A 23,602-nucleotide genomic window follows, 5' to 3' on the forward strand; every position below is an offset into this window, starting at 1 on the left:
TGAAGGCGCCGTGCGGTTCCATCTCCCGGTCTGGTGAGACGCTCGGGCCCGGTTGCTGGCCCGATTACGCTAAACTGCTCCATTGAGCGGCAAGGGACCCGAAGGTCCAAGGCCCGCCGACCCGCCGCAGGGGCCGCAGTTTGCGACGGAGCCCCCAGATGATGCCGAGCCGCCCGATTGCAGGTGGCGGCCAGACCAAGACGGACACATGAGCGACAAACCGCTGACCGATTTGACCTTTTCCTCCTTCGATCTGCATCCGGCATTGCACGCCGGTCTTGAAGGAGCCGGATTCACCCGCTGCACCCCGATCCAGGCGCTGACGCTGCCGGTCGCACTCGCCGGTGGCGATGTCGCAGGCCAGGCACAGACCGGTACCGGCAAGACGCTGGCCTTCCTGGTCGCGGTGGTGAACCGCCTGCTGACCCGCCCGGCACTGGCCGACCGCAAGCCGGAAGACCCGCGCGCGCTGATCCTGGCGCCCACCCGCGAACTGGCCATCCAGATCCACAAGGACGCGGTGAAGCTGGGTTCGGACCTGGGTCTGCGCTTCGCGCTGGTGTACGGCGGCGTGGACTATGACAAGCAGCGCGAGCTGCTGCAGCAGGGCGTGGACGTGATCATCGCCACCCCCGGCCGCCTGATCGACTACGTCAAGCAGCACAAGGTGGTATCGCTGCACGCCTGCGAAATCTGCGTGCTCGACGAAGCCGACCGCATGTTCGACCTGGGCTTCATCAAGGACATCCGCTTCCTGCTGCGCCGCATGCCCGAGCGCACCATCCGGCAGACCCTGCTGTTCAGCGCCACGCTCAGCCACCGCGTGCTGGAACTGGCGTATGACCACATGAACGAGCCGCAGAAGATGGTGGTGGAAAGCGAATCCATCACCGCCGCCCGCGTGCGCCAGCGCATGTACTTCCCGGCCGACGAAGAAAAGATCCCGCTGCTGCTCGGCCTGCTGTCGCGCAGCGAAGGCGCGCGCACGATGGTGTTCGTCAACACCAAGGTCTTCGTCGAGCGCGTCGCGCGCGCGCTGGAACGTTCCGGCTACCGCGTCGGCGTGCTGTCCGGTGACGTGCCGCAGAAGAAGCGCGAAAGCCTGTTGAACCGCTTCCAGAAGGGCCAGCTGGAAATCCTGGTGGTCACCGACGTGGCGGCCCGCGGCCTGCACATCGACGGCATCAAGTACGTCTACAACTACGATCTGCCGTTCGACGCCGAAGACTACGTGCACCGCATCGGCCGCACCGCGCGCCTGGGCGAGGAAGGCGATGCCATCAGCTTCGCCTGCGAACGCTATGCGATGGGCCTGCCGGATATCGAGGCCTATATCGACCAGAAGATCCCGGTCGAAGCGGTGACCGCCGAACTGCTGACCTCGCTGCCGCGTCCGGAACGTGCGCCGCCTGCGCCGGGCGAGGAAGGCGACGAGAACGAAAGCGTCAGCCAGATCTTCCGCGAAGCGCGCGAAGCGCGTGCCGCCGAAGAGGAGCGTCGTGGTGGTGGTCGTGGTGGCAAGCCGTCGGCCGGCCGTGGCGAACGCAGTGGTGAGCGCAGCGGCGAACGCCGTCCGCGTCCGCCGCGCAAGCCGCGCGTGGAAGGTGATGCCGCAGCCGTGGCGCCGTCGCAGGCTGCTGCAGCGGCGGCCGGCAGCGCCGATGCTGCCGTGGCGGCCCCCGTCGACGCCGTACAGGCCCCGCGCCCGCCGCGTGCCGACACTGGCGCCGCGCAGGACCCCGCGCTGCAGGATGGCGAGCGCAAGCCGCGCAAGCGCCGTCGCCGCCGCAACGGCCGCCCGCTGGAAGGTGCCGAAGGGACGAACCCCCAGGGCGCAACCGCCGCGCACGGTGCGCCGGTGCAGGTAGTGGCCAAGCCGGTCCGCAGTGCCGACCCGGGCGATTCCTTCCTGACCCGCATCGGCCGCAAGATCCGCCGGATGCTGGCGGGCGGGTAAGCAGGTAAGCGGCAGCTCATTCGCGCTGTCGCTCTCCGGTTCGCCATGCGAACCACTATCCCCGCGTCAGCAGCATCCACACCCCCGCGCCTGCGGCGCTGCCCCCGGACGCCGGGGGCGGCGGTGTCTCCGTCCTGCCTCGCTGCCGGGCCTGACCCTGCCGCGATGCCGGAAGGTTTTCGCCGGGCATGGCCCGGCGCTACCGATCCGCCGCGCCGCTCCTGCATAATCAGGGGATGAGCGTCCTGCGGTTCGACAACGTAAGCAAACAGTATGCCGGTGGACACGAGGCGCTGACCGATGTCAGCTTCGACGTGGCGCCTGGCGAGATGGTGTTCGTCACCGGCCATTCCGGCGCGGGCAAGAGCACCCTGCTGAAACTGATCCACCTTGACGAGCGGCCCAGCCGCGGCGCGGTGGTGTTCAACGAGCGCAACCTGCTGAAGGTGCGCGGTGGCGACGTGCCACGGCATCGGCGCGAGGTGGGCGCGGTCTACCAGGACCACCGCCTGCTGATGGACCGCAGCATCGCCGAGAACGTGGCGCTGCCGCTGATCCTGCGCGGCACCCGGCGTGCCGACATCGGCAAGCGCGTGCGTTCGGTGCTGGAGCGCATGGGCCTGGGGCACCGCGAAAAGGCCCTGCCGTCGCAGCTGTCTGCCGGCGAACAGCAGCGCGTGGGGATCGCCCGTGCGATCGTCGGTGAACCGCGCCTGCTGGTGGCCGACGAACCGACCGGCAACCTCGACCCGACCCTGGCCGCTGAAATCATGGCGCTGTTCGCCGAGCTGCCCGCGCGCGGCACCAGCGTGCTGGTGGTCAGCCATGACCTGGCGCTGCTGCGGCGCATGCGCAAGCGCGTGCTGATCCTGGACCATGGCCGGCTGGTGGACGACATCTCGCCGCAGGACCTTGCCGAATGAGCACCGAATCCGCTCCTGCGCCCGAGCGCAACGCCAACACCACGGCGACCGCACCGTCCGGGCTGGGCATCTGGTGGCAGCACCACATGCACAGCGTGGTGTTCAGCCTGGGTCGCGCGTTCCGCAAGCCGTGGGCGACGCTGCTGACGGTGATGGTCATGGCGCTTGCACTGGCACTGCCGCTGGGCCTGTCGATCGCGCTGGACAACCTCAAGCACTTCACCGGCAGCGTGCAGCAGTCGCGTGACATCAACCTGTTCCTGAAGGCCGAGCTGGATGCGGCCAGCGCGGCCTCTTTGGCCACCGAGCTGCGGGCGCGCGACGACGTTGCCGCGGTGGCCCTGCGCACGCCGGAACAGGGCCTGGAAGAACTTCGCGAAAACGCCGGCCTCGGCGAGGCGATCGATGCCCTGCAGTCCAATCCGCTGCCCAGCCTGCTGGTGGTGACACCGGCCCAGAAGGCTGACGATGCGCGCTTGGCGCGTGCACTGGGCACCCTGCCGCAGGCCGACCTGGTGCAGCACGATGCGCTGTGGCGCACCCGCCTGGACGGCTGGCTGGCGTTCGGCGCGCGGCTGGTGCAGGTGCTGTCGGTGCTGCTCGGCCTCGGCGCGGTGCTGGTGGTCGGCAACACGGTGCGGCTGGACATCCAGGCGCGCCGCGAAGAGATCGGCGTGCTGCAGCTGCTGGGCGCCAGCGATGGCTTCATCCGGCGCCCGTTCCTGTACCTGGGCGCGTGGTACGGCCTGGGGGCGGGACTGGTCGCGCTGGGCCTGCTCGCCGGCGCCGGCGCCGCACTCGCCGGGCCGCTGGCACAGCTGTCGCAAAGCTACGCCAGTCCGTTCGCGCTGAAGGGACTGGACCTGCTGCATTCGTCGGTCGTGCTGCTGGCCATCGTGCTGGTGGGCTGGTTGGGTGCATGGCTGGTCACCGGACACTTCCTGCGCCAGACGCGCCCCACCGAGACCTGAGTCCTCCGCATGCAGCCGCAAGCACTGAAGCACCTGCACGACGATGCCACCCGGGTCATGGTCGTCGACGGCTCGCGGCTGGTCCGCAAGCTGATCGCCGACGTACTGCAGCGCGACCTGCCCGGCGTCCAGGTGGTTGGCTGCGCCAGCATCGAAGAGGCGCGCCAGGCCTTGGCGGATGGGCCGGTCAATCTGGTCACCACCTCGCTGTCGCTGCCCGATGGTGACGGGCTGGCACTGGCCAAGACCGTGCGCGAATCGGCGGGGCAGGCCTATGTGCCGGTGATCGTGGTGTCCGGCGATGCGCAGTCGCATCTTGAACAGCGCCGCTTCACCGACTACGTCACCGATTACTTCGACAAGTCGCTGGGCCACGAAGCACTGGCCGCCTTCATCCGCGGCTACGTGCAGCCGGCGGTCATTCCCGGTGCCACGCTGCTGTACGTGGAAGACAGCCGGGTGGTGGCCGAAGCCACCAAGCGGATGCTCGAGCGCCAGCAGCTCAACGTGCTGCACGTGATGACCGCTGAAGAGGCCGTGACCCTGCTGACCGCCGAGTCGCTGGGCCGCAACCAGCACCGCATCGACCTGGTGCTCACCGACGTGACCCTGAAGGGCGAGCTCAGCGGACGCGACCTGGTGGAGCGGGTGCGGGTGGATTTCGGCTATGGCAAGCGTCGCCTGCCGGTGCTGGTGATGACCGGCGACGGCAATCCGCTCAACCAGACGGCGCTGCTGCAGGCCGGTGCCAACGACCTGGTGCTCAAGCCGATCGAAGAGCGCCTGCTGGTGACCAAGGTCCTGTTCCAGCTGCGACTGTCCCGATTGAATCCAAGATCCGTGGTGTGATGAACGAAGCAGTACCCCCTTCCATCCAGCTCGAACCGAGCTGGAAAGCACAGGTCGGCGATTGGCTGCTGCAGCCGCAGATGCGCGAGCTCGGCAACTTCCTGCGCCAGCGCAAGGCGAGTGGCGTGAACGTGTTCCCGCCCGGCCCGCAGATCTTCGCCGCCTTCGACGCCACCCCGTTCGATGCCACCAAGGTGGTGATCCTGGGCCAGGATCCCTATCACGGGCGAGGGCAGGCGCATGGCCTGAGTTTTTCGGTGCAGCCCGGCGTGCCGGTGCCGCCGTCGCTGTTGAACATCTACAAGGAAATCGAGCGCGACCTCGGCATTCCGCGGCCGGCCCATGGCTGCCTGCTGCCCTGGGCGCGGCAGGGCGTGTTGCTGCTCAATGCCGTGCTGACGGTGGAAGAGGGCAACGCCGGGGCGCACCAGAAGCGCGGCTGGGAAGGCTTCACCGACCACGTAGTGGAAGCGCTCAACCGCGAGCGCGAGGGCCTGGTGTTCCTGCTGTGGGGCAGCTATGCGCAGCAGAAGGGCAAGGTCATCGACACCCAGCGCCATCGGGTATTGAAGGCACCGCATCCCTCACCGCTGTCCGCCCACCGCGGCTTCCTCGGCTGCGGCCATTTCTCCGCGACCAACGAGTACCTGCAGCGCCGCCGACAGACACCGATCGACTGGTCACTGCCACCGGCAGGATGACGGTGGGTGACGACCGCCCCGGTAGTGACGGCCGCTGGCCGTCAGACCACACCCGGTAGTGAAGGCCGCTGGCCGTCAGACCTTTCCCGCTGCGCCCGCCGGGCCTGGCCCGGCGCTACCGTCACCCACCCCGAATCAATCCTCCAGCATTTCGATGATCGCCCGCGCTACCTGGCGTTTGCGCGGCGTCATTCGACGCAGCAGGCAGAGAATCTCGGTTTCATGCGGATGGCGACCGACATCGGGTTTTGTTTCGGGCAATGGCAGATCGATTCCGTCTTCCGGGCGACCAGGTCCACGTCCTGTCGCCAGCCATTCAAAATAAACCTGGGTCACAATCGCGATTTGTGCCAAATGCGTCACACTCGGCGAGGTCCCGCCCTCGCGTTCCCACTGGGCCACTGCGCTGCGGCGTACGCCGGTTTCCTGCGCCAATTGTGATTGAGATAGTCCGGCGGTCAATCGCGAGCGTCGGATTCTGTCGCACATGTCCTTCATTGGGCACCCCTCTCCATGTCTTGGCAAGCACTGCTTACCGGGAAGTGATTCTTTTTCCGGCTGTACAGAAACGCTGTCCTGCGTATCCGTAGCAACCGTGCCGGCCTTCCCCTGGACTACAGGCCAGCAATACTGCCCTCCATATTCACGCCGTCCTGTTTGACGGTTTTCCCTCGCCCCGTATTAATCACCTCGAACCGGGCTTAAACGTAAACCCGGGATTCAACCGGCCGGTATCGAGTTTGTTCAGGTGGCGGATTCATTCCGCCGCCGGGGCGTGGTGCTGCCGCTGGAAACTGCACGGAGCACGGGAATGGTTGATGTGAATGGCGTGAAGATATCGTCATTATGGCGGCAGATAACCGTGATCGCCGTCATGTTGATTGCGCTTGCCTGTGCGGGCAGGGCACATGCGCAGGGTACATCAGCGTGTACCGCGGGTGCCTGCGTCAGTGCCGGGCCGCGATTGGCTTCGGTCGATTCCACCCAGAGCCCGGTCCTCAACCTGCTGTTCGGTGCACTGCTGCCGGGCACCACGATCAATCTCACCGCGGTCGACTGGAACAGCCTGGCCGGCGCCAACCTCAACCTCAACGCCCTGATCACCCAGCTCAACGGCGGGGTGGAGGTCAGCGATCCGAGCCAGGTGCTGAATACCGCGATCAGCCTGGGCACGCTGCGCGCGGCGATGGTGGCGGTACTGCAGGCCGACAACCAGACCGTGGCGGCCAACATCCTCAACGCACTGCCACTGGGCGTGGCCGGCGCCACCGGCAGCATCCGCCTCGGTGATCTGCTGCAGATCGCCCTGCCAACCGGCTCGCTCACCACGGTGCGGCTCAACGTGCTGGACCTGCTGACCGGCAGCGTGCAGCTGTACAACTTCAGCAACGTGTTGACCACGCCGACGCCGATCACGGTCAACACCGCAGCGCTCGGCCTGACCGGCGTGGCCAATGTCCGTCTGTGGCTGCAGGTGGTGGAGCGTCCGGTGTACACCTGCGGACCGCTCGGCAGCGCGTTCCACAGCTCGGCGATCCGGGTGAAGCTGGACCTGGACCTCGCGCAGGGACTCAACGTCGCCGCGCTGACCGGCCTGCTCAACAATCTCAACGTGCTCGGGCTGGTGAAGGTGTCCAACGCCAACATCAGCGCCAGCGTGCTGCACCTGCAGGTGTATGCAGACATCGCCCGCGCCGAAGGCACGATCTCGGCGGTCAACCTGGTCGGCAACGCGGTCACTCTGCAGGCGCGGCCCGGGCTGGTGAACCTGTACGTCGGCCAGATCAGCGACGCGACCTTCTTCAACCGCTCGCTGGTACTCACCGAGAGTGCGCTGACACCCGCCACGCTGACCTCGCTCAACGTCACCGTGCGGGTCACCACGCTGCTGAACATTCCTGTCGCCGATGTCTCGGTGCCGTTGGCGGTCAGCATCCGCGGCTTCGCCACGGCAACGCCGGGGCTGCAGTCGGCCAGTTTCACCGGGCCGTATCCACAGACACGCACCTTGTCGGCCGGCACCGTCAGTGCCGCCACGATGGTGTCCACGCTGGTCAACTCGCTCAACATCCAGGTCACCAGTGGCAATCCCACCGTGACCCTGCTCGGTGCGCTTCCGTTGCCGCTGCCGGTGGCTGATCTGGTGAACACGCTGGTGAGCACGCTGCTGCAGCCGATCCGCACGGCGGTCAATACGCTGGTCACCCCCGTGCTGACCGCGCTGCTGGGAGGGGTGGTCGACAACCTGCTCGGGCTGCTCGGCATCCGCATCGGCCAGGCGGTGTTCACCGTTGAAGGCGTGACCCAGGCCTGCGCGGCCACCCTGCAGCTGGTCAAGGAACTGCAGCCGAGCAGCGATACCGGCCGCTTCAACCTGGCCATCAACTACAACGGCAGCGTGGTCGGTTCGGCGGCGAATGTCGGCAACAACGGTGCCACCGCTGCGGTGGTGACGGTGGCCGGCGGCACCTATGCAATGGCGGAAACCGCCGCTGCCGGCACGGTGCTGGAGCGCTACGCCAGTACCTGGCAATGCGCGAACCAGGACGGCACGGTCGTCAGTTCCGGCACCGGCAACAGCTTCACCCTGCAGGCGCCGGCGGTCACCGCCACGCCGGTGGCGCTGGTCTGCCGCATCGTCAACCGCACCCGCCAGGCCGATCTTTCGATCACCAAGACCGACGGCAGCGGCAGCTACACGCCCGGTGGTGCCTCCACGTACACGCTGGTGGTCAGCAATGGCGGTCCAGACGCAGTCACCGCCGCGGTGGTCAACGACACCTTGCCCAATGGCGCCACGCTGAGCGCGGCCTGGACCTGCAGTGCCAGTGCAGGCAGCGCCTGTGCGGTGGCCAGCGGCGGAGCGGTGGGCGGCAACAGCATCAGCGTGGGCGTGGACCTGCTCAACGGCGGCAGCGCCACGATCAGCGTGCCGGTGGTGTTCAGCAGCAATCCCGCGGCGTACTAGCGGCGGGCAGCAGCAATGGAACGGGCGCGCAGCGGACCGCGCGCCACCCGCAACACGGACGGATCGGCACGACGCGTACCCAACGCAGTGGCGGCCGCAGCAGGCGAAGAAGAGGGCATGGCCATGGTTGACCAGCACGGCACACGACGCACGGCACGCCACGCCCACGCAGGGTGGGGTGCCTGCCTGCTGGCGCTGCTGATGCCGGCCACGCTGCTGGCGCAGACCTATCCCAGCCCGCTGAGCAACACCGCCAACGTGGCCCCTCCGGCCGACATCGGCGACATCGCGCCGGGCAACAACAGCGCCACCGACAGCAACGTGCTGGCCCTGCAGGCCCAGCTGAGCGTGTCCAAGAGCATCCTGGGGCCGACCACGGTCGCCGCCGGCGGGCAGGTGCAGTACCAGATCCAGGTCGGCAACCAGGGGCCGTCCAGCGCGCTGGGTGTCACCGTCAGCGACGCCGTGCCTGCGCTGCTGGCCAATGTCAGCTGGACCTGTACGCCGGCCTCGCCGTTGTCTTCGTGCGCGGTGGCCAATGGCACCGGCAACAGCATCAATGCACTGGTCAACGTTGGGGTGGGCGACAGCGTGTCGGTGGTGGTCACCGCCACCGCGCCGGCCGCTACGCCGGCCACCATCCCGGCCAACACCGCCGCGCTGATCCTGCCGCCCGGCACCACCGATCCCACCCCGGGCGACAACAGCGCCAGTACCCCCGCGATCACCGTGCAGCCCGCCGCGCTGCTGGCGGTGGCCGACAGTTTCGCCGCCGCGCTGCCGGCCACCGGCGGTACCACCCCGAGCGTGCTGACCAATGACACGCTGGCCGGCGTGGCCGTGGTGGCGGCCGACCTCATCGTGACCCTGCAGAACGCGCCCACCGGTTTCAGCATCGATGCCAACGGCGTGATCAGCGTGCCCAGCGGCGCACCCGCCGGCCGCAATGCGCTCACGTACCAGATCTGCGAACGGATTTCGCCGAGCAACTGTTCCACCGCCACGGCCACGTTCGCGGTGGCACCGTCGGCGGTGAACGACAGCTACAGCGTGGCCGCCAGCACGCCGAGCTACGCGCAGACGGTGGCGACCAACGACAACGCAACGACCACCTCGGTGTTCTCGCTGCTGGGCGCGCCGCCGGCAGGGTTGACGTTCAATGCCGATGGCAGCTTCGTGCTGGCGCCCGCTGGCGGCATCACCGCACCGGTATCGTTCCAGTACCAGGTGTGCCTGCCTGCACCGGATGCGACCGCCTGCGCCACGGCCACTGCCAGCATCCTGGTCAATGCCAATCCGCTGGTCGCCGTCGACGATGTCGTCGCCGCGCCGTTCGCGCCCGGTACCGGTGGCAGCACGCCGTCGGTGATCGGCAACGACACCCTGGGCGGGCAGCCGATCAGCGTGCCGGCCACGGTGCAGCTGAGCCTGGTCGGTGCGCCGGCCGGTTACAGCATCGCCCCGAACGGGGTGATCACGGTTGCGCCCACCGCTGCGGCGGGCGCGGTCGATCTCACCTACCAGGTCTGCGAAACGGCAGTACCGGCGAACTGTGCCACCGCCAACGTGTCGCTGGTGGTCAGTCCGGATGCGGCCAACGACAGCGTCACTACGCCCGGTGCCGGACAAGCGGTGGGCGGCAGCGTCGCCGGCAACGACAACGCCCCCAGCGGCGCGCTGTTCAGCGTGCCGACCCAGCCAACGCGGGGCACGGTGGTGATGGATTCCTCCGGTGCGTTCACCTACACGCCCACCGGTGGCAACACCGGCGCGGACACCTTCACCTATCAGGTCTGCCTGCCTGCACCGAACGCGACGGTCTGCGATACCGCGACGGTGAGCGTGCAGGTCGCGGCCAATACGATCGATGCACTGGACGACATCGTCAGCACGGCGCTGCCATCCAGCGGCGGCACCACGCCCAGCGTGCTGGCCAATGACCTGCTCAATGGCGTGCTGGTTACGCCGGCCCAGGTGGTGGTGTCGCTGCAGGGCGCACCGGGCGCCTACAGCATCGCCACCAACGGCCAGATCACCGTCGCCGCGGGCGCGGCGGCCGGCGCGCAGACCCTCGACTACCAGCTGTGCGAAGCGGCGGTGCCGACCAACTGTGACCTGGCCAGCGTGCAGCTGGTGATCGCGCCGGACGCGGTGGGCGACACCTTTACCGCCACCGCCGGCGTGCCGCTGCCGGGCGTGCTGACCACCGGCGACAACGCGCCGGCCGGCAGCACCTACAGCCTGCTGGTGGGCCCGGCCAACGGCACCGCCTCGGTCGATGCCGATGGCAGCTTCAGCTATACCGCACTGGCTGCCTACACCGGGCAGGACAGCTTCCAGTACCAGCTGTGCCTGCCGGCGCCGAATGCGGCGGTTTGCGATACCGCCACGGCGACCTTCAACGTGGCTGCAGCCGTGGTGGCGGCCAATGACGATGATTTCAGTGCCGCCCCGTTCGGCGCGGCCGGTGGCCAGACCGCTGCGGTCACCGCCAACGACACGGTCAACGGCGTGCCCGTGGTGCCAGCGCAGGTGACCCTGGCGCTGACCGGCGCGGCGCCGGTGGGCTTCACCCTGCAACCGACCGGCGAACTCAGCGTGCCGGCCGGTGCGCAGGCCGGCATCGTCACCCTGACCTACCAACTGTGCGAAGCGGGCACCAGCAACTGCGATGCCGCCACCATCACCGTGGTGATCACCCCGGACGCGGTGGATGACGTGCTGTCGACCAATGCCGGCCGTGCGGTCAGCGGTAACGTTGCGATCAACGACAACGCCCCGGCGGGCTCGACCTTCAGCGTGCAGGGCACCGCGCCGGTCGGCCTGGTGTTCAGCGCCGACGGTGCGTTCACCTATACGCCGCCGGCGTTGTTCACCGGCGCGGCCACCTTCGATTACCAGGTCTGCCTGCCGGGCCCGGAAACCGCCGTGTGCGCCACCGCGACGGTGACGATCAACGTCAACGCCGGCACGCTGCAGGCCAACGACGATGACTTCCGTTCGCTGGTCCTGGACGCCAATGCAGGCGGCACCAGCAACAGCGTGCTGGCCAATGACACCCACAACGGCGCCATTCCGCCGGATCCGTCCGAGGTCGTGCTGAGCCTGGTCGGCGCACCGAGCGGCTACGTGGTCAATCCCAACGGCACGATCTCCGTGCCCGGTGGCGCGGCGGCGGGGCAGGTGGAATTCAATTATCAGATGTGCGAAGTCGCGCTGCCCGGCAACTGCAGTTCGGCGGCGGTGCTGCTGCTGCTGAGCCCGGTCGCCAACAACGACAACTTCAGCACCCAGGTCGGCGTGCCGCTGGCCAACAGCGTGGCCGGCAATGACAACGTGCCGGCGGGCAGTGCCTTCGAGGTCAGCGGCACGGCACCTGCCGGGCTGGTGTTCAACCCCGATGGCAGCTTCGTCTACACCCCGCCGGTGGGCACCCAGGGGGCGGTCACGTTCGCCTACCAGGTGTGCCTGCCTGCGCCGAATACCCTGGTGTGCACCACCGCCACGGTGACGTTGAACGTCAACGCCGGCACGCTGGTGGCCAACGACGATGATTTCCGTGCGACGCCGGTGGATCCGACGCTGGGCGGCAGCACCGCCAGCGTGCTGGGCAACGACAGCCTGGACGGCAACACGCCGCCGGCATCGACGGCGGTGCAGCTGAGCCTGCTCAATGCGCCGGCCGGCTACACCCTGGCCGCCGATGGCACGCTGTCGGTGGCTGCGGGCGCCATGGCGGGTGCGGTGACGCTGACCTACCAGCTGTGCGAGGCCGCACTGCCGAGCAACTGCGACAGCGCGCAGATTTCCCTGCTGGTGGCGCCGCAGGCGCAGGCCGATGTGTTCTCCACGCCGGCCGGACAGCTGCTGGCCGGCAACGTAGGCACCAATGACAACGCGCCGATCGGCGCCGTTTACACGGTCAACGGCACCGCGCCGGACGGTCTGTCGTTCAGCCCGGACGGCAGCTTCCTGTTCACGCCCACCGACGGCTTCGCCGGGCCGGTGAGCTTCAGCTACCAGGTGTGCCTGCCGGCGCCGGACACCGGCCTGTGCAGCACCGCCGCGGCAACGATCAACGTCAACGCCGGCAACCTCATCGCGCTGGCCGACGACTTCAGCGGCGCGCCGCTGGCGCCCGGTGGCATCACCACCGTCAGCGTGCTGGCCAATGACACCTTGAACGGCGTGTCGCCGCCTGCGGCAGCCAGCGTCAGCGTGAGTCTGGTCGGTGCCCCCAGCGGCTATGCACTGACCGCCGACGGCCTGCTGCAGGTGCCGGCGTCGGCCACCGCCGGGGTCAACGTGTTGACTTACCAGCTGTGCGAAAACGCCGCCAGCGGCAACTGCGCCAGCGCGCAGGTCACCGTGTTGGTGACCCCGCAGGCACAGGACGATGCGCTTTCCACGCCGGCCGGGCAGCTGCTCAACGGCAGCGTCGGCGACAACGACAACGCGCCGATGGGCTCGCAGTTCAGCGTGACCGGCACCACGCCGGACGGGCTGCTGTTCAACGGCAACGGCACCTTCAGCTACAGCCCGCCGGCCGGCGTGCCGAGCCCGGTTGGTTTCAGTTACCAGGTGTGCCTGCCGGCCCCGTATGCAGCGCTGTGCTCCACCGCCAACGTCAGCATCAACATCAATGCCGGCACCTTGCTGGCGGTGGACGATGACTTCACTGCCACGCCGATCAACCCGGTCAGCGGTGGCAGCACGACGTCGGTGTTGGCCAACGACGCACTGAGCGGCGTGAGCCCGCCTGATCCGGCCAGCGTGCTGCTGTCGCTGCCCGCTGCGCCGGCAGGTTTCAGCATCACAAGCGACGGCGTGATCAGCATCGCCGCCGGCACCCAGGCCGGCGCGGTCAGCCTGACCTACCAGCTGTGTGAAGCGGCGCTGCCGTCCAACTGCGATACCGCCAGCGTCGCGCTGCTGGTGTCGCCGCAGGCCGTGGCCGATGCGGTATCCACCCAGGTCGGCCAGCCGGTCTCCGGCAACGTCGGCAGCAACGACAACATCGCGCCCAGCTCGACCTTCGTGCTGACCAGTGTCGGCCCCGCCGGGCTGGTGTTCAATGCCGATGGCAGCTTCACCTACACCCCGCCGCTGGGCGTGGTCAGCCCGGTGACGTTCGATTACCAGGTCTGTCTGCCGGCGCCGAATGGCAGTATCTGTTCCATCGCCACCGTCACCCTCAACGTCAACAACGGCGCGCTGGTTGCAGCGGACGATGACTTCAGCGGCACGGCATTGCTGCCGGGTGGCGTGACCACCAGCGTGCTGGTGAACGACAGCCTCGATACCGTCAGCCCGCCGGCACCGGCGGACGTGGTGCTGTCCCTGGTCGGCGCGCCGGCCGGCTACGCCATTGCCGGCGATGGCACGATCAGCCTGCCCACCGGCACCGCGACCGGCCGCGTGCAGCTGACCTACCAGCTGTGCGAAGCCGCCGCACCGACCAACTGCGATACCGCCACGGTGTCCTTGCTGCTGACCCCGCAGCCGGCAGACGACATCGCCTCCACGCCGGCGGGACAGGCTGTCAGTGGCGCGGTGGGCATCAATGACAACGTACCGGCCGGCTCTGCCTACACGCTGGTGGGCGCTGCACCGGGCGGGCTGGTGTTCAACCCCGATGGCAGCTTCACCTACACCCCGCCCGTGGGAGTCATCAGTCCGGTGACCTTCGACTACCAGGTCTGCCTGCCGGCGCCGGATGCAACGGTATGCGGCACCGCCTCGGTGACCATCAACGTCAACAACGGCGCACTGTCGGCGCTGGGCGATGACTTCAGTGCCACACCGTTGCTGCCCGGCGGCACCACCGCCGGCAGCGTGCTGGCCAACGACACCTTGAACAACACCACCCCGCCGGCCGCCGCCAGCGTGGTGCTGAGCCTGGTGGGCGCGCCCGCAGGCTATGTGATCAACGCCGATGGCACGCTCACCACGCCGACCGGCGCGGTGGCAGGTGCGGTGAACCTGACCTACCAGGTCTGCGAAGCCGCCGCACCGACCAACTGCGACACCGCGCCGGTGTCGCTGGTGCTGACCCCCGTACCGGGCGCCGATGCCTTCACCGTGCTGGCCGGGCAGAGCGTGCTGGGCAATGTCGGCGGCAATGACAACGTGCCGGCCGGCGCGGTCTTCAGCGTGATCGGCACGGCGCCGGCCGGGCTGTCGTTCAATGCCGATGGCAGCTTCAGCTACACCCCGCCGGTGGCCGCGCCCAGTCCGGTCAGTTTCGACTACCAGGTCTGCCTGCCGGCGCCGAATGCCGGCGTATGCGGCATCGCCACGGTGACGCTTGACCGTCAACAACGGCGCCCTGCTGGCCGCCGACGATGACTTCAGCGGCGCGCCGCTGCCGGGCGGTGCCACCACCGCGGGCAGCGTGCTGGCCAACGATGCGTTGAATGGCCTCAGCCCGCCGGCCGCGGCCGACGTGACCCTGCGCCTGGTCGGCGCGCCGGCCGGCTATGCCATCAATGCCGACGGCACGATTTCCACCCCGCTGGTCACCCCGTCGGGCGCGGTCACGCTGGTCTATGAGCTGTGCGAAGCGGCCGCGCCGGGCAACTGCGCCACCGCCAGCGTCGGGCTGGTGCTGGTTCCGCAGCCGGTCGCCGATGTGGTGTCCACGCTGGCAGGCCAGCCGGTCAGTGGCAATGTCGGCAGCAACGACAACCTGCCCGCAGGCGCATTGTTCAGCGTCGTCGGCACCGCGCCGACCGGGCTGGTGTTCAGCGCCGATGGCAGCTTCACTTTCACTCCGCCGGCCGGCGTCGTCAGTCCGGTCAGCTTCAGCTACCAGGTGTGCCTGCCGGCGCCCAACGGCACGGTGTGCGGCACCGCGGCGGTGACGATCAACGTCAACAACGGTGCGCTGGAAGCGGTGGCCGATGATTTCAGCGGCACTGCGCTGCTGCCCGGTGGCAGCACGCCCAGCGTGCTGGCAAACGACGTGTTGAACGGCGCCACGCCGCCGGCTGCGGCTGCCGTGCAGCTGTCGCTGGTCGGTGCGCCGGCCGGTTACGCGATCAACGCCGACGGCACGATCAGCATCCCCAGCGGCACGCTGTCGGGCGCGGTGACCCTGACCTACCAACTGTGCGAAGTGGCCGCGCCCGGCAACTGCGACAGCGCCGAGGCGTCGCTGCTGCTGACGCCGGTGCCGCAGGATGACGTGGTGTCGACGTCGGCGGGCCAGGCGGTCGCCGGCAGTGTCAGCGGCAACGACAACGTGCCGGTCGGGGCGGTGTTCTCACTGGTCGGCACGCCGCCGGCCGGGCTGCTGTTCAACGCCGATGGCAGCTTCAGCTACAACCCGCCGGTGGGCGTGGCCAGCCCGGTGCAGTTCGATTACCAGGTCTGCCTGCCTGCTCCGGACGCGGCGGTGTGCGGCACCGCGTCGGTCACCGTCAATGTCAACAATGGCGCGCTGTCGGCGCTCGCCGACGATTTCACCGCGACGCCGCTGCTGGCCGGTGCGAGCACGCCGAGCGTGCTGCTCAACGACACCCTCAACACCGTCACCCCGCCGGCTGCGGGCACGGTGAACCTGAGCCTGGTGGGCGCCCCGGTCGGGTACCTGATCAACGCAGCCGGCGTCATCAGCACGCCGATCGGCGCGCAGTCCGGTGCGGTCACGTTGACCTACCAGCTGTGCGAAGCCGCAGCGCCGACCAACTGCGATACCGCCACGGTGTCGCTGGTGCTGCAGCCGCAGCCGGTTGCCGATACGGTTTCCGTTGCGGTTGGCCAGGCGGTCAACGGCAACGTCGGCAGCAATGACAACGTGCCGGCAGGCGCAGTGTTCAGCGTGGTCGGCAGCACCCCGGCCGGCCTGCTGTTCAATCCCGATGGCGGCTTCAGCTACAGCCCGCCGGTGGGCGTGGTCGGTCCGGTGAGCGTCGATTACCAGGTCTGCCTGCCGGCGCCGAACGCGGCGGTGTGCGGCAACGCCTCGGTCACCTTCAACGTCAATACCGGCACCCTGGCGGCGGCCGACGATGACTTCAGCGGCACCCCGCTGGTGCCCGGTGGCAGCACGCCCAGCGTGCTGGCCAACGATGCACTGAACGGCACGACGCCGCCGCTGGCCAGCGATGTGCTGCTGAGCCTGGTCGGTGCACCGGCCGGTTATGCGATCAACGCCGATGGCACGATCTCCACGCTGGGCAGCACGCCGTCGGGTGCGGTCACCCTGACTTACCAACTCTGCGAAGCGGCGGCGCCGACCAACTGCGATACCGCAACGGTCGCACTGCTGGTGACGCCGGTGCCGGTGGCGGACGTGGTCTCCACGCTGGCGGGCCAGCCGCTCAGCGGCAATGTCGGCGGCAATGACAACGTGCCGCCGGGGGCGCTGTTCAGCGTGGTCGGCACGCCGCCGACCGGCCTGCTCTTCAACGCCGATGGCAGCTTCAGCTACACCCCGCCGGCCGGCGTGGCCAGCCCGGTCACCTTCAGTTACCAGGTCTGCCTGCCTGCGCCGAACGGCACCACCTGCGGCATCGCCACGGTCACCATCAACGTCAACAACGGCGCACTGAGCGCGGTGGACGATGACTTCAGCAGCATCGCGGTGGTGCCCGGTGGCACCACGCCGAGCGTGCTGGCCAACGACACCCTCAACGGTGCGACGCCGCCAGCGGCCGCGGCGGTGGCCCTGAGCCTGGTTGGCGCGCCGGCCGGCTATGCAATCAATCCCGATGGCACCCTCAGCGTGCCCACCGGCACGCTGTCCGGCGTGGTCACGCTGACCTACCAGATCTGCGAAGTCGCCGCGCCGGGCAACTGCGACAGTGCCGCGATCACGCTGCTGGTGAGCCCGGCACCGGCCAACGATGTGGTCTCCACTCCCGCCGGCCAGCCGGTCGTGGGCGAGGTTGGCAGCAACGACAACGTGCCGGCGGGCGCGCTGTTCTCGGTGCTCGGCACCCCGCCGGGTGGGCTGGTGTTCAATGCCGATGGCAGCTTCAGCTACACGCCCCCGCTGGGCACCACCGGGCCGGTCAGCATCGGTTACCAGGTGTGCCTGCCGGCGCCGAACGGCAGCGTCTGCGGCAACGCAATCCTGGTGATCAACGTCAACAACGGCGCCCTTGCCGCGGTGGCGGATGATTTCAGCGGCACGCCGTTGCTGCCCGGCAGCACCACCGCGTCCAGCGTGCTGGCCAACGACACCTTGAACGGTGCCACGCCGCCTGCGCCGGGTACGGTCACGCTGTCGCTGGTCGGCGCACCGGGCGGTTATGCCATCAACGCCGATGGCACGATCGTCACCGGCAGCGCCTCCGGTGCGGTGACCCTGACCTACCAGGTCTGTGAAGTGGCCGCACCGACCAACTGCGATACCGCCACGGTGTCGCTGGTACTGCAGCCGCAGCCGCTGGCGGATTCGGTATCGGTTGCTGCAGGGCAGACCGTCACCGGCAATGTCGGCAGCAACGACAACGTGCCGACCGGGTCCTCCTTCAGCGTGCAGGGCGCCACCCCTGCGGGGCTGTCGTTCAACGCAGATGGCAGCTTCAGTTACACCCCGCCGCTGGGCACCGTGGGGCCGGTCAGCTTCAGCTACCAGGTCTGCCTGCCGGCGCCGAACGGCAGCGTGTGCGGCACGGCAAGCGTGACCGTCAGCGTCGGCAGCGGTTCGCTGCTGGCCGGCAATGATGACTTCAGCGCCACGCCGCTGCTGCCCGGTGGCACCACGCCCAGCGTGCTGGGCAATGACGCGTTGAACGGAGTCAGCCCGCCGGCTTCCTCGACCATCGTGCTGAGCCTGGTCGGTGCGCCGTCCGGCTTCGTGATCAATCCCGATGGCAGTATCGCCACCCCGGCCACGGCGGCGTCCGGCCCCGTGCTGCTGACCTACCAGATCTGCGAAGCCGCCGCGCCGGGCAACTGCACTACCGCATCGGTGTCGCTGCTGCTGGCGCCGGTGGCGGTGGCCGACGTGGTGTCCACACTGGCCGGACAGCCGGTGAGCGGCAACGTCGGCAGCAATGACAACGTGCCGCCGGGTTCGCTGTTCAGCGTGGTGGGCACGCCGCCCGCTGGTCTGCTGTTCAACGCAGATGGCAGCTTCACCTATACCCCGCCAGTGGGCACCACCGGTGCGGTGGTCTTCAGTTACCAGGTCTGCCTGCCGGCACCGAACGGCACGGTATGCGGCACCGCATCGGTCACCCTCAACGTCAACAACGGCACGCTGGTGGCGACCGCCGATGACTTCAGTGGCACCGCCGTCGCGCCGGGTGGCCCCACGCCCAGCGTGCTCGCCAACGACACCTTGAATGGCGCCACGCCACCGGCGGCTGCAGCGGTGTCGCTGTCGCTGGTCGGTGCACCGGCCGGCTATGCGATCAATGCCGATGGCACGATCAGCGTGCCGGGCGGGACGCTGTCCGGACCGGTCACGCTGACGTACCAGGTCTGCGAAGTGGCGGCGCCTGGCAACTGCGACAGCGCGACGGTCACGCTGGTGGTCAGCCCGGCACCGGTCAGCGACGTGCTCTCCACGCCGGCCGGGCAGCCGGTGGCCGGCAACGTCGGCAGCAATGACAACGTGCCGGTGGGCTCGCTGTTCTCGGTGCTGGGCACTGCGCCTGCCGGCCTGGTGTTCAATGCAGATGGCAGCTTCACCTACAGCCCACCGCTGGGAACCACCGGCGCGGTCACCTTCACCTACCAGGCGTGCCTGCCCGCGCCGAACGCGGCGGTGTGCGGCACTGCCTCGGTGACCATCAACGTCAACAACGGGGCGCTTGCTGCGCTGGCCGATGACTTCAGCGCCACGCCGCTGCTGCCCGGTGCCACCACTGCCGCCAGTGTGCTGGCCAACGACACCTTGAACGGTGCCAGCCCCCCGGCCGCCGGCAGCGTCACGCTGTCGCTGGTCGGTGCGCCGGCGGGCTATGCGATCAACCCCGATGGCACCGTCATCACGCCGTCCGGCACGCTGTCCGGTGCGGTGACGCTGACCTACCAGGTGTGTGAAGTGGCGGCGCCGGCCAACTGCGATACCGCGACGGTGTCGCTGCTGCTGACCCCTGTCCCGGTGGCCGACAGCCTTGCCGTGGCCGCGGGCCAGACCCTCGCTGGCACTGTCGGTGGCAATGACAACGTACCCGCCGGTTCGACCTTCAGCGTGGTCGGCACGCCGCCTGCGGGGCTGTCGTTCAACGCCGATGGCAGCTTCAGCTACACGCCGCCGGCCGGCACCAGTGGCCCGGTCGGCTTCACCTACCAGGTGTGCCTGCCGGCGCCGAACGGCAGCGTCTGCGGCACGGCCAGCGTGACCTTCAACGTGGGTATCGGCGCGCTGGTTGCCGGCAACGATGATTTCAGCAACGCGCCCTTCGCGCCTGGCGGCAGTACGCCCAGCGTGCTGGCCAACGATGCCTTGAATGGCGTCACGCCGCCGCCGGCTGCCAGCGTGGTGCTGAGCCTGGTGGGGGCACCGGCGGGCTTCGTGATCAATCCGGATGGCAGCATCGCCACCGCTGCGGGCACGCTCTCCGGTGCGGTCACCCTGACCTATCAGGTGTGCGAGGCCGCGGCACCGACCAACTGCACCACCGCCAGCGTGGCGCTGGTGCTGTCGCCGGTGGCAGTGGGCGACGTGGTGTCCACGCCGGTCGGCCAGCCGGTCAGCGGCAACGTCGGCAGCAACGACAACGTGCCGCCGGGTTCCACCTTCAGCGTGGTCGGCAGCATGCCGGCCGGGCTGGTGCTCAATGCCGACGGCAGCTTCAGCTACACCCCGCCGGCCGGCGTCAGCGGCCCGGTGGGCTTCACCTACCAGGTTTGCCTGCCGGCACCGTACGCATCGACCTGCGCTACGGCCAGCGTGACCGTCAACGTCAACACCGGCACGCTGCTGGCGGCAGACGATGACTTCAGTGGCGCCCCGGTACTGCCCGGTGGCCCCACGCCCAGCGTGCTGGCCAATGATGCGCTCAATGGCGTATCGCCTCCGGCCGCATCCAGCGTGGTACTGACCCTGGTCGGCGCCCCGGCCGGTTTTGCGATCAATGCCGATGGCACCCTGGTGGTGCCCTCCGGTGGCCTCAGCGGTCCGGTCACGCTCACGTACCAGGTCTGCGAAGCGGCAGCGCCGGGCAACTGCGCCAGTGCCTCGACCACCCTGGTGCTGACGCCGGTACCGGTGGCTGACGTGGTGTCCACGCCGGCCGGCCAGCCGGTCAGCGGCAATGTCGGCAGCAATGACAACCTGCCGCCCGGTTCCACTTTCAGCGTGGTGGGCAGCACGCCGCCGGGGCTGGTGTTCAACGCCGATGGCAGCTTCACCTACACCCCGCCGGTGGGTACCACCGGGCAGGTCGGTTTCACCTACCAGGTGTGCCTGCCCGCCCCGAATGGTGCGGTGTGCGCGACCGCGGCGGTGACGCTCAACGTCAACAACGGCGCGCTGTCGGCGCTGGCCGATGACTTCAGCGCCACGCCGCTGCCGCCGGGCAGCACCACGCCCAGCGTGCTGGACAATGACACGCTGAACGGTGCGACGCCGCCGGCATCGGGCACGGTCGTGCTCAGTCTGGTCGGCGCTCCCGCCGGCTATGCGATCAACGCCAACGGTACGATCGTCATTCCGGCCGGCACGCCGTCCGGTGCGGTCACGCTGACCTATCAGGTGTGCGAGGCGGCAGCGCCGACCAACTGCGATTCGGCACAGGTATCGCTGCTGCTGACCCCCGCACCGGCTGCCGACAGCGTGTCCGCGGCCGCAGGGCAGACCACCAGTGGCAATGTCGGCAACAACGACAACGTGCCACCCGGGTCTACTTACAGCGTGGTGGGCGGCACACCGGCCGGGCTGGTGTTCAACCCCGATGGCAGCTTCAGCTACACCCCGCCGGCCGGTACCAGCGGCACGATCAGCTTCACCTACCAGGTCTGCCTGCCGGCGCCGAATGCGGCGGTGTGCGGCACCGCCACGGTGAACATGACGGTGGCGACCAACGTGGTGCTGGCAGTCAACGACGACTTCACTGCGACACCGGTGGATCCGTCGGTAGGCGGCACCATCGCCCGCTCGGTGCTGGAGAACGACACCTGGAACGGGTCCGCACCACCGCCGGTGGGCAGCGTCACCGCGACCCTGGTCGGCAGCACGCCGGGCTACACGATGAACAACCAGGGACAGCTGATGGTGGCGCCGGGCGTGCAGCCGGGCCAGGTGCAGCTGAGCTACCAGCTGTGCGAAAACGGCGTGCCCGGCAACTGCTCCACGGCGATCATCAGCGTACTGGTACAGGGGCCGGTAGGTGCCCTGCTGGCGGTGGATGACAACGGCGGACCGCTGCCGGCCGGGCAGGCGGCACCGAACCTGTTGAATGTGCTCAGCAACGACACCTTCAACAGTGCGCCGCTGGATCCGGCGCAGGTCGACTTCGCGCCGGTGAACACCGCCGAACTCAGCTTCGCCGCCGATGGCGCGCTGAGCGTGGCCGGCGGCCTGTCGCCGGGCAGTTACAGCACCACCTACACGCTGTGCCTGGTGGCCCAGCCGACCGTGTGCGACACCGGCACGGTCACCGTCACCGTGGTCACCGGCATCGACCGGGTGGTGGCGCAGGACGATGCGATCGACATGCCGCAGAACGGCGTGGTGGAGATCGACGTGCTGGGCAACGACCGCATGGATGGCAATCCGATCGATCCGGATGGCGTGGTGCTGACCATCACCTCGCCGCCGCCGTTCGGCACGGCGGAAGTGATGGCACGCGCACGTATCCGCTTCGCGGTGCTGGCCAACTTCGCCGGCCGGCAAAGCTTCGATTACCAGGTCTGCGAGGCGGCCGATCCCACCCTGTGCGCCAGTGCCACGGTCAGCGTCACGGTCGCGGAGAACGTGCTGGTGCTGTCCGACGATGCCATCACCACCGAAACCAGCGGCCCGTTGTTGATCGACGTGCTGGCCAATGACAGCACCCGCACGGCGGCGCTGGATCCTGCAACGCTGCAGGTGGTGGTCGCCCCGACCCGCGGCAGCGTGCAGTGCGCCAATGGCCGCTGCACCTACACGCCTACCGGTGGCTTCTTCGGCACCGACAGCTTCCGCTACCGGATCTGTGACGTGTCGATCCCCACCCCGGTGTGCGCCGAAGCCAACGTGTCGGTGACGGTGGCCGGGGAGCAGGCCACGCTGCGGCTGACCAAGACCGCCGCCAAGCGCAGTGCGCAGATCGGTGACCTGGTGCGCTACACGGTCACCATCGACAACGTGGGCGAGGTGGACGCCAACGGCGCGACCCTCCTGGATACGCTGCCGCCGGGCTTCAGCTTCGTCAGCGGCGGGTTCTCGGTGAGCGATGCCGACAATGCCGCGCGTACCAGCGGCGTGCAGCCGCTGCGCATCGACGGCATCGACATCGCCGTCGGTGAGAGTGCCACGGTGGTGTACTACCTGCGGGTCGGTGCCGGCACCGGCACCGGCGTTCACACCAACCGCATCACCGCAATCGACGGGCAGAACCGCAGCATCGGCAACATCGCCTCGGCCGATGTCGACATCAGCGCCGATCCGCTGCTGGACGAGAGCCTGATAGTCGGCACGGTGTTCGATGACCGCAACGGCAACGGCGTGCAGGAAGCGGGCGAACGCGGTATCCCGGGCGTGCGCGTGGCGGCCGTGGAAGGCCTGCTGATGGAGACCGATGCCTTCGGCCGCTACCACCTGGTCGGCATCCAGGGCGGCGGCGCACGCGGCCGCAACTTCATCCTGAAAGTGGATCCGTCCACGCTGCCGTCCGGGGCCCGCTTCACTACGCCCAATCCGCTGGTGCGGCGGATCACGCCGGGGCTGCCGGTGCGCTTCGACTTCGGCGTGGTGATGCCGGCGGGCGAGATCGTCGCCCCGGCGGACGCCCCGCGCGGGGCTGCCATCGAACTCGGCGAAGGCCTGTTCGAGCGCGACTCGGCGGGCCTGGCCGTGGGCACCGCGGCGGTGCTGGAAAAAGCGGCCCAGGCGCTGACCGCACGCAACGGCGGCCGGCTGCTGCTGGCCACGGACGAGGCCCGGCAGGCGCTTGCGCTGCAGCGTGCAGCCAGCCTGCGCGCGGCCCTGGCGGGCAGGCTGCGCCCCGACGTGGCGGCCGCCACGCGCATCGACGTGGTGCGCAGCGGCGACGAGCAGGTGCTGCACAGCCTGCGTATCGATGATCCACCCGCTGTACCGCCTGTCACCGGCGGGGAGGGGCGCTGAG

General features: G+C 68.9%; 9 protein-coding genes. 8 read left to right on the plus strand and 1 reads right to left on the minus strand.

All coding sequences use genetic code 11. The annotated features are described in order from the left end of the window. Positions 1-208: 208 nt before the first annotated feature. The 5 genes from rhlB (at position 209) to ung (ending at position 5,401) form a co-directional block, all read left to right on the plus strand. Positions 209-1,957 carry an ATP-dependent RNA helicase RhlB gene (rhlB, locus tag QE373_RS01805; protein WP_309682935.1) on the plus strand — a complete coding sequence of 583 codons (1,749 nt, stop codon included), beginning with the start codon at positions 209-211 and terminating at the stop codon, positions 1,955-1,957. 236 nt (positions 1,958-2,193) lie between these two features. Then, positions 2,194-2,880: a cell division ATP-binding protein FtsE gene (ftsE, locus tag QE373_RS01810; protein WP_057507407.1), complete on the plus strand. Its 687-nt coding sequence runs from the start codon at positions 2,194-2,196 to the stop codon at positions 2,878-2,880. Then, complete coding sequence (ftsX, locus tag QE373_RS01815; RefSeq protein ID WP_123698842.1) at positions 2,877-3,851, plus strand: permease-like cell division protein FtsX; 975 nt, start codon at positions 2,877-2,879, stop codon at positions 3,849-3,851. The genes ftsE and ftsX overlap by 4 nt, the downstream gene beginning before the upstream one ends. 9 nt (positions 3,852-3,860) lie before the next feature. Beyond that, positions 3,861-4,700, plus strand: a complete 840-nt coding sequence (locus tag QE373_RS01820) for a response regulator (protein ID WP_309682941.1) — start codon at positions 3,861-3,863, stop codon at positions 4,698-4,700. Then, positions 4,697-5,401: a uracil-DNA glycosylase gene (gene ung, locus QE373_RS01825; protein WP_309682943.1), complete on the plus strand. Its 705-nt coding sequence runs from the start codon at positions 4,697-4,699 to the stop codon at positions 5,399-5,401. Before QE373_RS01820 ends, ung begins: the two co-directional genes overlap by 4 nt. A 135-nt stretch (positions 5,402-5,536) precedes the next feature. On the opposite strand, the gene QE373_RS01830 is transcribed toward ung, so the two are convergent. Beyond that, positions 5,537-5,899: a helix-turn-helix transcriptional regulator gene (locus QE373_RS01830; protein WP_083491918.1), complete on the minus strand. Its 363-nt coding sequence runs from the start codon at positions 5,897-5,899 to the stop codon at positions 5,537-5,539. A gap of 466 nt (positions 5,900-6,365) precedes the next feature. Here QE373_RS01830 and QE373_RS01835 point away from each other — a divergent pair, with 466 nt between their 5' ends. The 3 genes from QE373_RS01835 (at position 6,366) to QE373_RS01845 (ending at position 23,601) form a co-directional block, all read left to right on the plus strand. Further along, on the plus strand, positions 6,366-8,369 hold the full coding sequence (locus QE373_RS01835) for a hypothetical protein (protein WP_309682947.1): 2,004 nt from the start codon (positions 6,366-6,368) through the stop codon (positions 8,367-8,369). Between the two features lie 117 nt (positions 8,370-8,486). Then, entirely contained in the window at positions 8,487-14,717 is a 6,231-nt protein-coding gene (locus tag QE373_RS01840; RefSeq protein WP_309682950.1) for an Ig-like domain-containing protein, read from the plus strand. Then, positions 14,677-23,601, plus strand: coding sequence for an Ig-like domain-containing protein (locus tag QE373_RS01845; RefSeq protein WP_309682953.1), 8,925 nt, complete (start codon positions 14,677-14,679; stop codon positions 23,599-23,601). The genes QE373_RS01840 and QE373_RS01845 overlap by 41 nt, the downstream gene beginning before the upstream one ends. Position 23,602 lies beyond the last annotated feature (1 nt).

Source organism: Stenotrophomonas sp. SORGH_AS_0321 (assembly GCF_031453215.1).
Lineage (GTDB): Bacteria > Pseudomonadota > Gammaproteobacteria > Xanthomonadales > Xanthomonadaceae > Stenotrophomonas > Stenotrophomonas chelatiphaga.